This window comes from Paenibacillus sp. 4624 (assembly GCF_050435065.1).
GTDB lineage: Bacteria > Bacillota > Bacilli > Paenibacillales > Paenibacillaceae > Paenibacillus > Paenibacillus amylolyticus_D.
Genome location: NZ_JBNDJR010000012.1, coordinates 43,260 through 56,367 on the forward strand (window position 1 = coordinate 43,260; position 13,108 = coordinate 56,367).

Sequence of the window (13,108 nt, forward strand, 5' to 3'; positions counted from 1 at the left end):
TCGTTAAACTTATATAGACCTATGGAATAAGTTATCCCTACCCAAACGGATTCTGCGCCCATTGCGTCAGTCGTTTTTTGGTGATATGTCCATGTGAAGCGTGTTTGATAACCTGCCCCTGATCGAGTAGCAGCACCTGCGGCGATTCATGGCGAACCTCGGTCTCTTCCGCGATGCGGCGAGATAATGGACGGTTCTCGATAACTTTCACCATACGATATTCCATCGTCTGTTTGGGATCAGATGCATTCGTGCCGACAAAAGCCATGAACTCTCTATATGCTCGCGCACTTACAGGACAAGTCGTGCTATGTTTCAAAAGCAGCACCGGATGCTCCTGCGAACGATGAAGAACCTCTTGCCAATCCTCCATTTTATGCAGTTCCAGAACATGCTCGCTTAACATCTCATGTGAATCGGCACCTGTGCGTTTACTGACCACGGAACCGATCACCACGCCGAGAGCGGCGCCAAAAGCAATGCCCAGCCCAATCTGTCCCGTAGCTGTACCAAAGCTTGCACCAAGTGCCACACCGACTCCGAGCCAAAGTGCCTGATGATTTACCTTTTTCTCCACATCAAGTCATCCTTTCTCTACGTATGAATCAAGCGATTCGAAGCTATATAAATCAAATGACTAAAAAGGCTTTTTCTGAATATTCCAATGATCATGTTTCTATCTGATATTTTGTTCAAATTATAGCACAGCCCTGCACACAAGCTTTCAGAATCTGCATCTTTCGGGTACATAATTGTGTTACACTGATGGTAATTTGGAAACGATGAACATAAGAGCAACTGAAAGGCGGAAATCCAATATGACATACGCTTTTACAATTGAACCACCGGAATATTATTCACTGGAGAACGAGCCTGAGTTAATTGCCAAGTGTCAGGAATGGGGTCTAATTTCGGCCAAAGCGACTAAGCTCAAAACATTTTACTATAAAGGCAACGGGCTGAATCTGCCCTGCACCATTCTAGGCTTTGTGGATCACATGACAGCTGTAATCGAGCTGGATCATGGGCAAAAACATTGCATTCACCCATCCTATCTCAAAGAAATGCAGGCTTCGGGCTACAGCACCAGAGGATTAAGCGGAGCGGGAGCAGAGACGGGAACGGAACAGGGCTACGCAGAGCAAAGTAATGGGATAGCTGCTGTAGATGAAGTTGAAGAACCGGCTACTGCTGCAGGCGTTAAACCTAAAACGGCAAAAGCCCCTGATCCCGCTGAAACATCTGCTCAGGACGGCTCGCCAGCCGAGCTGGTTGATCCCGAGGATGACATGGATGGGCTAGATTCCTTCTCCGAGCTCAAAGGTGATCCTGACGGATTGGTGGAGGAATACATTGGGCCTCAGGCAGGGAACAATGCCAATGCGACTTCAGAAACCAAACCCAAAACCAAAGCTGCACCGAAAACAAAAGCCGTTAAAATCGATCTGCCCGAAGGCAAAGTGAAGATGAGCGGAGTGGTTAAGGAGTTTACGACAGTACCCAACCATTTCTCGGACAATGACGATGAAGTTATCATTTATGAGTCTGTAACCATTACGGAGCCTGATGTCATTGAGGTTGGAGAGGCTTGGTCCAGTCACAGTGCAACGATGAAGAAACAGGAATTAGAAGTTGGCGACGTGCTAACCTTTGAAGCTAAAATCATCAAAAAGAAACTAACCCGTAATCCGGTACCATACAAAATCAATAACCCGTCCAAGATTCAGAAGGAAGATTAGTTTTCTTTTATAAAAAAAGTACACAAAAAACCTCCACGCTGCATTATGTAGCGACTGGAGGTTTTTTTCAGCTAGTTATTTAGTTATTACGTATTTTATGGTTCGATGCTTGATATTTAGCACATATACCCGGCCTATAACTGTCTCTACGCTTGTCCAGGAGTTGCGCTGATTTGAAATAGCACACCAAACTTATCGGTTACATTACCGTAAGCCGGGCTCCAAAACGTTTCTTGAATCGGCAAATGCACTTTACCGCCCACTTCAAGTTTACCGAAAATGTTCTTCGCTTCCTCAGCCGTATCCGTATTGACCGTAATTGTGACATTATCCCCAATGGTGTGAGGCATACCAGGTAGCGTATCCGATAACATCAGCACCGAACTGCCGATTTGCAGAGACGCATGCATAATCCAGTCTTTGGCTTCTGGTGGAATCGGATGATCCGGGCTGGATGGTCCTTCTCCAAACGTCTGCATCGCAAGCACTTCCGCACCAAATGCATTTTTATAGAACTCGACAGCTTCACGCCCGTTACCGTTGGTTACAAGGTACACACTCAAGCTAATTGCCATGGATTGTTCATCTCCTTGGATTCGTGTAGTTTATGGGTCAGGCCACTTTCGACATGAGTATATAGGAACGAATTGCCCTTTGACAAGCACAAACTTCCACTCTATACGGTGACCGTTACTGAGCTATATTTCCCAACATCTTCTTCTCCCATTCTTTGCTCTATTCAAGAAAAAAGCCACTCTCCCGAGAACTGTCGGTCAAATGGCTATAAATGTTCTATTCAGTTATTACCCCGGTCAACTAAGACTGTTTGCCTTTTTCCTACTCATTTATTGTGCCTGCACAATGCGATCAATTTCACTTTTTAACAAAAGATATCGATGCACACTTCTCATAATAGGTACTTTGGTGAGTTTGTTTTTATCCACGTATAACTTCATCTGGTCTTTACTCAGCCCTAGCAGGCTGCCCGCCTCAGTTACCGTCAATACCACTTCGGGATTCGTTGCGTTGAACGTCTTCTTTACCTTTTGGTTCCAGTCCTCAAATACCTGCATAGATTCACGATCTCTCCTATCCATAGCCAGTGATTTTCAGGCTGCGTATATTCAGTATAGCATACTTGTGATTATCGTCACTTATTCCTCTTTATGGCACTACGAAATGATCTCCTAATTCGTATGCTGTATATGACAAAAAGAGCCGCAAAAACACGGCTCTGTTCCTAATCCCTTGTATACGTTCCCTCTATGCTTCATCCCAGAAACGGCGCAAATTGTCCATGGCGATTTTGGAAGCGGCTTTGCATTCCTCCATGCCTTCGAACTCCACCGTGATGTTGCCATCGTAACCGGAATCTTTGATCAGCTTGACGATTTTGCGAATGGGGATATCCCCTTGACCCACGATCGCACCCCGCAGGAAGTTACCATAGGTCGTGGTAAACCACTCCCCTTCCCCCGGATGCTCATCATACGGACGGAAGTAGAAATCTTTAAAATGAATAAGCGAAGCGTACGGCAGATTTTTCATCACACCGATAATCGGGTTTTCATCTACACACATGAAGTTGCCAATATCCAGTGTTGTTTTAAAATTTGGCCGATCTACGGCTTGCAGCACACGCTGAACCCGATCACTAGCCTGCACACTGAACCCATGATTCTCAATCGTTGTGATCATCCCGTACTGTGCAGCATAATCGGCAATGATCTGGCTTCCCCTAACCATCAGCGGCAGGTGCTGTTCAAACCAGGCAATGGTCGTGCTCTCCTTGGGCAGCCTGAATGCAGTAACGTCGTGGCGCAGATGCCTGACACCCATCCGGTGTGCGACATCCACATGTCTTTTAATCCGAGCCATCTCTTCTTCAAAAGCCTCTTCTGTCTCCTGCACAAAGTCGGCCGGCATCGAATAATTCGACAGTTCAATCCCAGCTGCTGCGGCTCGCTCCCGAATCGCATCCGCCAGTTCATGATTATCCTCCACCGTGTATCCGTAGGGAACCATCTCCATGTGCTCGCCGCCGTTCGCTGCAATCCAGTCGATTACATCCAGTACCGTCATGGCTCCCGAATTCAGATCATTCAACAAACTGTACGTGCTCAAACCTACCTTCATCCGCTCCACTCCTATCGATATTGTTTGATGAACTGCACGGCTTTGCGAATATCCACTTCCGGTTGGTCTCCTACTTCGCGCTCAATGGTCAGATACCCTGTGTAACCAATCTCCTGCAGCGCGGCAAAATAAGCATCAAAATCAACAGCTCCCTCACCGAGCGGTACTTCGCGGAAAAAAGCACCGGAAGCTACCATTTCGGCAATTTTCTCATGATCCATCGGAGCGTAACCCACAGCACCGTACACGTCCCGTGGATCAACCTCTTTCAGACGCAAGCCATCCTTCACATGGGTATGCACGATATAATCCTTGAGCAACTTCACACCCTGCACCGGCTCATCCCCTGTCACCATTACCATGTTCGCCGGGTCAAAGTTAACCGATACCCCGTTCGTAGAGAGGGTATCCAAAAAACCTTTGAGATCCGCAGCCGTTTCCGGCCCCGTCTCGATGGCAAAGTAGGCACCTACACTTTTGGCGTACTGTCCCAGCTCCTCACAGGCAGCGTACAGTGTTTCGTATACTTTGGAAGAAGGATCATGAGGGACAATACCGATATGTGTGGTCACAATATTTGTGCCCAGATCAAGAGCCAGATCAACAATTCGCTTAGACTTTTCCACTTTCCATGCATTGTCTTCCTTCACTTGAAAGCCGTGACCGCCCAGATCACCAACCAAGGCTGAAATCTCAAGACCCAAACCATCTATATAGCTGCGAAGCTCTTTACGAGCCGCAAGCGACAGATTTGCCGGGTCCATCTCCCCCTTCACCGCGTAGATCTGAACGCCTTCTGCACCTGCATCCTTGGCTTTCAACAGTCCTTCCCGCACACCTACGCCAAAACTGTCCACGATTACACCGATCTTATTGGTTAATTTCATGTCGTACCTCCCATGAGATTAGATGAGTTATGCCGCTCTTTGACGTTTCAATCCATCGTGCATCCGTGAATTCAAAAATCATGCTATATAAGTTGAACTAAAGGTTTTTACACGGAACACTCCGATGACAGAATAACATTCCAATCGCTGTTATCCCCAGATTTTTTTGATTCCCTTTTCCAAAGGGGAAATCCGGTGATAAGCATATGCTTCCGATGTAGCTTTCTTGCAGAAAGCTTTTAGGCGAGCGCTTCGCTTTTTCAGGTTTTTTCTGTCCTCTCCGTTATAGTGTAAATGAATAGTTCAACTTATATCGTATCAACTTGATGGCACAAGCTTTACCGACTTGATTTCATAGGGCTTAAACGTCAGTTTAAACGCTCCACCCTCGCAAGAAAGCGACTCCAGTTCATCTTCTAACAGATTGATGATAGACGCACTCACATTTTGCTCATTCCACTGCACCTGTATTGTCTCCCGGCCTCCGGTTGATTCATAGAAACGCAGTACCGTTCCTGATCCGTCCTCCGACACCTTGATCGTATCCAAAATAATATGCTCACTGTCGAACTGAACCCAGCTGTGTTTTGAAGACTTCTCGCCCGCATGTGGTGTAGACGCAAACACCTGTACCGGATGATTCAGTTCCATCGCACGCTGTACCACATTCGCCTGACGCCAGTCTCCTTCATGCGGCAACACGGAATATGTGAATTCATGCTGCCCTTGATCGGCATGTATATCCGGCCATTTTGGCGCTCGCAGCAGCGAAAGACGAATGGTGCGATCCTTAACGTCGTAGCCATACTTGCAATCATTCAACAAACTGATACCACTATTGCCCTCCGAAAGATCAGCCCAGCGGTGCCCACACACCTCGAACTGTGCCCGTTCCCAGCTCGTATTGTTATGCGTTGCCCGCTCCAAAGCGCCAAACGGAATCTCATAGGTTGCTTTGGCCGCCACCAGATCTGCCGGAAACGCTATTTTGAGCAGCTTGTGACTTTCTTTCCAATCGAGCCGGGTTTTGAAATCAATGCGCCGCTGGTGATGAACTAAAATCATATCCTGGCTAATCTCGGAATCATTCAGCTTCCAGCGGAACCGCAGTACATCCTGTACAGAGCCGCGTTGCACAACCTCTCTGGAAATCAGCTGCACACCCCCCGCACGTTGAGATTCAAACCGGGGGTCTATATCCCATGCATCCCAGTACGTCGGTTTGTCATGGAAAAACTGCCACTCATTCGCTCGGTCGCCCGGCTTCAACCATTCACGCCCTACGGTCTTGTCATACCATCTTGTGATCTCACCCAAGTCGTTGAATTCAAGCAAATAGAACTCGGTTTCCCAACATGCAGGTATTTGCTCAAGCTTAGCCGTCTTTGGGATCGCTGAACCCACTTCTAAAACTGCATCTGTTGTTCTTTTCCCTACTGGGATGTCGACCTCACCTGTTGCTCCTAATGCGCTATCCGCTCCCTGTTCTACGGTTACCGCTATTTCTTCTTTTGCATATCGTTCTACTTCTTCTTTTGCTTCGGCTTCCAGCTCTGCTCCCCCTACTTCTACACGCAGTATTTCATCTTCTGCCTCGCGCAGCCATATGGTGTTATACCCAAAGGCAGGAATCGAAGGAACAAGAACATGCAGACGAACCCCATCTGCACCTTGCTCAATTTCACTAATCAACCGTTTCCCCTGACGGTCATACGCCTTCAATGCAGCTAATTCGGCTCCACCTGAGATGCAGATCACTTCATTTCGTTCCCAGCCAAGACTGTTGAATATAACGTACGGCTTACCTGGTACTTCATTCGTTGCAATGTTATCCGTGAGAGCATCGAGTGACCCCTGCAGCACTTCATCACCAAGCGCAAACACCTTCGTATACTCCTCAGCAGAAGTTACATACACTTCGGGAATCGACGTACCCGGAATAATATCATGGAACTGATTCAGCATGATCAGCTTCCAGCCTTCTTCGAGCACTTCCTTGTGATCCAGCATCCGACTGCGTTTCTGATCCCACTGGCTCCATATTTCTGCTTCGCGATAGAGCACCTCGGCCTTGCGGTTGCTGCGTTTATTCCGCGCGTGGGTGGTGTACGTACCGCGATGCAGCTCCAGATACAGATCACCATGCCACTTCGGCAGTGTTGGTTTACTCGCTGCAATCCCTTCAAAAAAGGCTCCCGCCGTGCTGAATTGACTGATCGGATGCCCTGCCATCAGGTGAGAACGCTCCGCAAACTCCACCATCTCATTCGTCACACCGCCGCCGCCATCGCCGTGTCCATAAAGTAGCATCTGCTCCGCATGAACGTCTTTTTGCTTGTAGGACTGCCAGTGTTCATGCATATCTTTGGGACGCGTATGTTCATTTACACCATGATTCAGGTAAGACAGCACCGAGGTACCGTCAATCCCCACCCAGTCGAACAGATCATACGGAAACACATTCGTATCATTCCAGTTCAATTTGGTGGTCATAAAATAAGGAATGTCGGCAAGCCTCAGAATCTGAGGCAGTGAAGCGCAGTATCCAAACGTATCCGGCAGCCATTCAATATTTGAACGTTTGCCGAATTCCGACTGATAGAACTGCTGTCCGTACAGAATCTGGCGCACCAAGGACTCGCCGCTCGGAATGTTCAAGTCCGGCTCCACCCACATGCCACCGACCAGTTCCCAGCGCCCTTCGGCAATACGTGCCTTCACCCGTTCATACAGCTCGGGATAATGCTCCTTTACAAAAGCATATAGTTGAGGCTGGCTCTGGGAGTACACAAAATCCGGATACGTATCCATTAGCGTACACATCGTAGAGAACGTCCGGCTCGATTTGCGCACGGTCTCTCGAACAGGCCAAAGCCAGGCCACATCAATGTGAGACTGTCCAACCAGATGCATAAACCCGCTTCGGTGCTGCTCGGAGTCTTCCCGCTCCACAGTCTGGGCTATCCTCTGTTCCAGTTCTTGCAACCACACGCCATCCTGCCAGCGTACCGGATCATGATACATCTCATCCATCACCTGATGCATGGTCCGTAACAGTGTTATACGTTTCAGATCCTTCTCCGGTAAAGCCTGTAACGACTCGGAAAGCACCATTATGCTGTACATCAGGCTCTGCAACGGTTGATTCACATGCACCAGTGCCGCTCGTATCCCCTGGATCGGAGGCTGGATCACCGCTTGTCGATTCAAGGGATCATGCGGCTCCGGGATGGGATCATACAGCTCGATCTCCAGCTTCGGCGCTAATCCCACACGTTCTATCGGTAGGGGAACGAAGGTATGGTTGCGATCCAGCCCGTGATAAGGAACACCGTTGACCTTCAACAACCCTTCCCCACCCGCTTCAAAAATGAATCCGATAGCCTCACCCCGCCATGTTTGGGGAACCTCAATTCTTTTGCTCAGAAAATACGTCGTTCCGTGCGTGCTGTTCAAGGGATTTAAAGGCTGGATCGCTCCGTTTCCTTCCAGCTCATACTCGTATTCTCCTGGCCGAATATATCGAGCGCGCTGCATCTGCCACTCGGGAAGTTCAACGACTTCCAGCCACTGCTTCTGCTTCAAATCTTCGATAAACCGCTGAATTCGGATCATTCCTTCACCTCCACCTGTTGTACACGCAGACTGCAAGCCGTCCAGTCCGCAGAGCTGCGTCCGACCATCAGCTTGAATTCACCCGGTTCCACCACAGACTGAAGACGGGAGTCGATCAGTGCGAGATGTTCTTTTTGCACAGGAAACGTTACGGTTCGGGTCTCACCTGGCTCCAGATGGATTTTACAAAAACCTTTCAGGGCGATTTCAGCCCGGGTAACGGAAGCCGACACATCGCTAATGTACAGCTGAACGACCTCTTTGCCTGCCACGGCACCCACATTCGTCACTTCGACCTGCACCTGTGCCTCCTCGTTCGGCTCAATCACTTCCGGTGTCACTCGTACATTGTCGTACTTGAAATCCGTGTAGCTAAGCCCATGTCCGAAAGCATATTGCGGCGTTAGCTCCATCTCCAAGTATCGCTTGCCGCGCGTCCGTTTCGCATGATAGTACACGGGAAGCTGACCTTCATGTTTAGGAATGGATACGGTCAGTCGTCCCGATGGATTCACGTCCCCGAACAGTACATCTGCGATGGCATTGCCCCCCTCCTGCCCCGGATACCATGCTTCCAGAATGGCCGGAATATGCTCATCGATCCAGGGTTCGGCAATAGGGCGCCCGTTAATATACACCACAACGACCGGTTTCCCCAGTCTATGTATTTCCTGCACCAGTTCCAGCTGTACACCCATCAGGTTCAATGAAGAACGGTCAATGCCTTCCCCGCACTCCATGTCATTCCACGGATCATCGGTTACCACGGATGCCCCTGTCCGCAGATCAATCGTACCTTCGCCAAAATCGCGAGCACTCGATCCGCCCATCACCATAACGATGACATCAGCCTGCTCCGCACATGCAAGCGCCTGTGCAAAGCCTTCTCTCGAATTACCCTTGATCCGGCATCCGGGTGCATACAGCACCTGAGCAGTATCCGTCCCACCGAGTTTGCGCGTGATACCATCCAGCACCGTCACAATCTGCTCCCTTGGCTGCGGCGAGGTATAGTCTCCGAGCTGATTATAGATATGGTTGGCGTTCGGCCCGATCACAGCCAGTTTGGTTCCCTGAGCAGCAAGCGGAAGCAAATGTCCTTCATTTTTCAACAGGACAATTCCCTCTTGTGCCACCTCCCGCGCAACCCCGACATGCTCCTCACACCCGATAACCTGTTCTGCAAAATCAGGATCAACATATGGCTGCTCAAACAAACCGAGCCTGAATTTCATCTCCAACACCCGTTGCACCGCCACATCCAGCTCTGCCTCTTCCAGTAAACCCTGTTCAAGCGCCTGTGCCAGATGTTTGCGGTACATGAATCCGGACATCTCCATATCTACACCTGCCCGCAGGGACTGCGCCACGGCTTGCTCTCCGTCCTCTGCCGTGTTGTGTCCGTTCACCAGCATCTGGATCGCGCCAAAATCGGTAATGACAAATCCGTCGAAACCCCACTTCTCCCGCAAAAGATCATGAAGCAGATACGTACTGGACGTACACGGCACACCATCGATCTCGTTATAGGCCGTCATGACCGAGCAGGCTCCGGCTTCCACCGCTTGTTTGAACGGAAGCAGGTCGATTTCATGCAATTCACGCATTCCCATATGCACTGGCGCTGCATTGCGCCCGCCCTCTGAACTGCCGTACGCCGCAAAATGTTTGAGTGTCGCCACTACCGTTCGATCTGAATCAAGCCGCTCTCCCTGCAATCCATGAATGGCTTCCACAGCAAACTGCCCGATGAGATAAGCGTCTTCGGCAAAACATTCCTCCGTTCGTCCCCATCTCGGGTCACGAACGACATCCAGCACCGGAGAATACGTGGCTGCACCGCCCTGACTCCGGGTTTCCACAGCGATCGCCTCGCACATCCTGCGATACAGATCGATATTCCACGTACTTCCTACCGTGAGCGGCACAGGGAAGACCGTTGCACCAATTGCCATATGCCCGTGGGAACACTCTTCTCCGAACAGAATCGGAATCCCTAATCGGGAACGCTCTATCGCATATTGCTGAATGACATTCGTTGCCACCGCACCTTGCCGGGGCGTTAGCCCTGTCCCCAAAGTTACTTCCGTCCATGGATCTGCCCTGAGTACACCATACAATGAGCCGACACCACCCCGCGCCATGTCTGCCTCGAACTCTTCCGTCACCTGCACCGAGCCATCTGCCGCTTTCTTGTACGTTTTCCACCCCATAGGCTGGATCAACTGCCCGATCTTCTCCGCGATGGTCATTCGTTCGAGCAGATCCTGTACCCGCTCCTGAATGGGAAGTGATACATCTTTGTAGCCCATTTGCGTTTGCATATGCACATTCTCCTCCTGCCTGTGAGTTGGTCATACGTGGAGCTTACATCGCCTTTCGATAGTCACTTGGAGCCATGCCAACGACATTTTTAAAAGCACGGTTGAAGGAATTGTAGTTCGTATATCCCACTTCCTCACTGATCTCCTGGATCGCTTTGTCCGTCTGTTGCATGAGCTGTTTCGCTTTTTCGATCCGGTGACTGATGAGCAGATCCACGAATTTCTCGCCAATCTCATCTTTGAAAAGCTTGCTCAGATACTTCGGATTGATATCGAACAGATCACTAAGGTAATTCAGCGACAGATCGGGATTGTTGTAATGCTCCTCGATATATTTGCGAATCTCCAGAATATGTGATCGATGTTTACGAGAGCATTGCAGTGTCTCCATCTGCCGCGCCAGTTCACGGAACCCTTCCAGGCACAGCTCGCGCAGATCATCCAGCGTCTCCCAACCTTCCAGCCGTGGCAGCAATGGCGTAAATATCGCCGCCCATGACTCCTGATATTCGCGTGGAAGCTCGGCAAATTCACGATTATAATGCTGGAACAACAGCTGGACCGTGTTCATAATCTCCTGACGAGACAGAACGGACTCGCGAATCTGCTTAAACAGCCGTTCAAAATGCTGTTCCCAAGCATCGTCTGATAGCCGCATCGCCTGCACTAGCAAGGAGATAGTCTTTAAAAACTCATACACATCATTTGTCGAACTCGGTACATCTCCGCACGGTATGATCCGATTGGTGCCCAGAACCGCCTTGTACTCCAGGGCATGCACAGCCTCTTTAAGCGAAGCCCGAAGTCCGCGAATATCCACGGCAACCCTGCCCACACCAATCGTGACGGTAAAGTTCAAATACTGACCAACCCGATCCAGATATCCGCTGAGCAACTGCTTTTCCGTCTCTTCCGACCGTTCCGTCTCAGGCAGCCAGAGGATGGCGTACAGTCGCTGACTTGAAACCCACTCCGCCCATACCTCGGTTCCTTCTTGCCGTGCACTTTCCTGCAAAATGCTCGACAGCACGAATTTCAGGAGGGCTTGATCCTGCTGATGATACTCATCCATAAATACATCGTATCGATCCATCTCCACCACCATCACAGCCCAGCGATGCTCTAATTCCGGCAGCTTGAACTTGCTCATCTCCGCAGATAACTCATGACATGTGTAATCCCGCGTACCTTCCAGCAGTTCCTGAAAGAAGACCTTCTTCTGCAAAATCAGATTCTCTTCATGCTCCTCCTGATATTGCTTCGTCTGGTCGATCATGCGCTCCAGTGTAGTATGAATGAAACGGAATTCATTCTCCTTGCCATAGTTCAATGCTGACGGTTTCTGTGAAGATACAGTCTGAATTAAGGTAACAATCTGCTGGATCGGTTTATAGTTTCTGCGTGTCACATAGACGACCCATACAACCCCGATCAGCACAACAGCGACAGCGAAAATAAACCAGATATTATAAAATTGCAGCGTAAACTTGATGATTTTCCCGTTATTTAGCCCCGTCTGCACCTTCCAGCCACTATAGCTGGACGTGAATTCAGAGAATACCTCTCCCGAAGCGGAAACTGGCTTGGAAGCAAGCATCTCAGCATCAGGCGCACCACCATGCCAGAGACTTCCACCGGATCGGTTATAGATGTTCACAAACGTAAATTCAGGGTCGTACATCTGCATAATAGATTTTTGTAGCGTGTTCAACTCAACGTTGGTCACTACAAGACCTCTACCGTTCCCGACATTCCGCACAATCGTAATGACCTGCTCCGCCGATTGGGAAGGAAACGCCTTGAATGACCGTGCGCCGACCCACTTCTGCTCATCTCTCGTCCGGCTGTCTGCAATAAAGACTGCATCGGGAAACTCGTTGATCGGAACGGCCTTGCCATTGCTAAAAACGGTGTTATCGCTGTACCTGACCAGGTAGACCGAGTCGATCAGCGGATATTCTATCTTCAATTCATCGATGACCTTAACTGCCTGAATGCCGGCATAGACATCCTCGCTGCCAGATACCGAGAAATAATTTTTCAGATTAGAGTTGGTCAAAATCTCGCGCAGTACCTTGAAATCAATGGAACGCAAGGAATTATCCAGATACTGTGTCACCTGTGAAGCCAAAAATTCATTGGCCTTAAGTGCTTCCCTTCGGTTCTGTTCGTTAAATACCTGAAAGAAAATAAAAAATAAAATCGTCGTCACAATAAAAAAAATAGGCAAATACGATAACAGCAAACGTCTGAACCAATTGTTGTTCATCTCCGCGCCCCCCCACCAATCCATTTCATGTTGCATGACGACAAACCACTTGCACCTTGCCTCTGTTCACAAATTTTTCATAATTATGCGTTCATTATATCGAATGACGTGGGGTTGTCATAGGAGAAGACTGCCCCG

At 49.3% G+C, this 13,108-nt stretch carries 9 protein-coding genes; 1 reads left to right on the plus strand and 8 read right to left on the minus strand.

The annotated features are described in order from the left end of the window. Positions 1-37: 37 nt before the first annotated feature. A complete protein-coding gene (ytxJ, locus tag ABIE27_RS24260; protein ID WP_240037101.1) occupies positions 38-577 on the minus strand; it encodes a bacillithiol system redox-active protein YtxJ in 540 nt (179 codons plus the stop codon). Positions 578-818: 241 nt separating this feature from the next. On the opposite strand from ytxJ, the gene ABIE27_RS24265 reads away from it, so the two are divergent. Next, a complete protein-coding gene (locus ABIE27_RS24265) occupies positions 819-1,739 on the plus strand; it encodes a hypothetical protein (protein WP_123066229.1) in 921 nt (306 codons plus the stop codon). 146 nt (positions 1,740-1,885) lie between these two features. Here the strand turns inward: ABIE27_RS24265 and ABIE27_RS24270 are convergent, their stop codons facing one another. The 7 genes from ABIE27_RS24270 to ABIE27_RS24300 form a co-directional block, all read right to left on the minus strand. Further along, positions 1,886-2,314, minus strand: coding sequence for a VOC family protein (locus tag ABIE27_RS24270; protein ID WP_123066228.1), 429 nt, complete (start codon positions 2,312-2,314; stop codon positions 1,886-1,888). Between the two features lie 270 nt (positions 2,315-2,584). Continuing rightward, positions 2,585-2,812: a DNA-binding protein gene (locus ABIE27_RS24275; RefSeq protein ID WP_090924231.1), complete on the minus strand. Its 228-nt coding sequence runs from the start codon at positions 2,810-2,812 to the stop codon at positions 2,585-2,587. A gap of 190 nt (positions 2,813-3,002) precedes the next feature. After that, positions 3,003-3,875 (minus strand): sugar phosphate isomerase/epimerase family protein, encoded by an 873-nt coding sequence (locus tag ABIE27_RS24280; protein WP_123066227.1) that lies wholly within the window; start codon positions 3,873-3,875, stop codon positions 3,003-3,005. An 11-nt stretch (positions 3,876-3,886) separates the two neighbouring features. Next, positions 3,887-4,762 (minus strand): sugar phosphate isomerase/epimerase family protein, encoded by an 876-nt coding sequence (locus ABIE27_RS24285; RefSeq protein WP_123066226.1) that lies wholly within the window; start codon positions 4,760-4,762, stop codon positions 3,887-3,889. A gap of 318 nt (positions 4,763-5,080) precedes the next feature. Beyond that, a complete protein-coding gene (locus ABIE27_RS24290) occupies positions 5,081-8,377 on the minus strand; it encodes an alpha-mannosidase (protein WP_123066225.1) in 3,297 nt (1,098 codons plus the stop codon). Beyond that, positions 8,374-10,689: a glycoside hydrolase family 3 N-terminal domain-containing protein gene (locus ABIE27_RS24295; protein ID WP_123066263.1), complete on the minus strand. Its 2,316-nt coding sequence runs from the start codon at positions 10,687-10,689 to the stop codon at positions 8,374-8,376. The genes ABIE27_RS24290 and ABIE27_RS24295 overlap by 4 nt, the downstream gene beginning before the upstream one ends. A 55-nt stretch (positions 10,690-10,744) precedes the next feature. Next, on the minus strand, positions 10,745-12,970 hold the full coding sequence (locus ABIE27_RS24300) for a helix-turn-helix domain-containing protein (protein WP_429351709.1): 2,226 nt from the start codon (positions 12,968-12,970) through the stop codon (positions 10,745-10,747). Positions 12,971-13,108: the final 138 nt, after the last annotated feature.

What these genes read in the sequence shown, in the direction of transcription:
- ABIE27_RS24295 (WP_123066263.1), bottom strand. Translation starts at nt 10,689, where the DNA reads ATGGGCTACAAAGATGTATCACTTCCCATTCAGGAGCGGGTACAGGAT.
- ABIE27_RS24290 (WP_123066225.1), bottom strand. Translation starts at nt 8,377, where the DNA reads ATGATCCGAATTCAGCGGTTTATCGAAGATTTGAAGCAGAAGCAGTGG.
- ABIE27_RS24275 (WP_090924231.1), bottom strand. Translation starts at nt 2,812, where the DNA reads ATGCAGGTATTTGAGGACTGGAACCAAAAGGTAAAGAAGACGTTCAAC.
- ABIE27_RS24280 (WP_123066227.1), bottom strand. Translation starts at nt 3,875, where the DNA reads ATGAAGGTAGGTTTGAGCACGTACAGTTTGTTGAATGATCTGAATTCG.
- ABIE27_RS24300 (WP_429351709.1), bottom strand. Translation starts at nt 12,970, where the DNA reads ATGAACAACAATTGGTTCAGACGTTTGCTGTTATCGTATTTGCCTATT.
- ABIE27_RS24265 (WP_123066229.1), top strand. Translation starts at nt 819, where the DNA reads ATGACATACGCTTTTACAATTGAACCACCGGAATATTATTCACTGGAG.
- ABIE27_RS24285 (WP_123066226.1), bottom strand. Translation starts at nt 4,762, where the DNA reads ATGAAATTAACCAATAAGATCGGTGTAATCGTGGACAGTTTTGGCGTA.
- ABIE27_RS24270 (WP_123066228.1), bottom strand. Translation starts at nt 2,314, where the DNA reads ATGGCAATTAGCTTGAGTGTGTACCTTGTAACCAACGGTAACGGGCGT.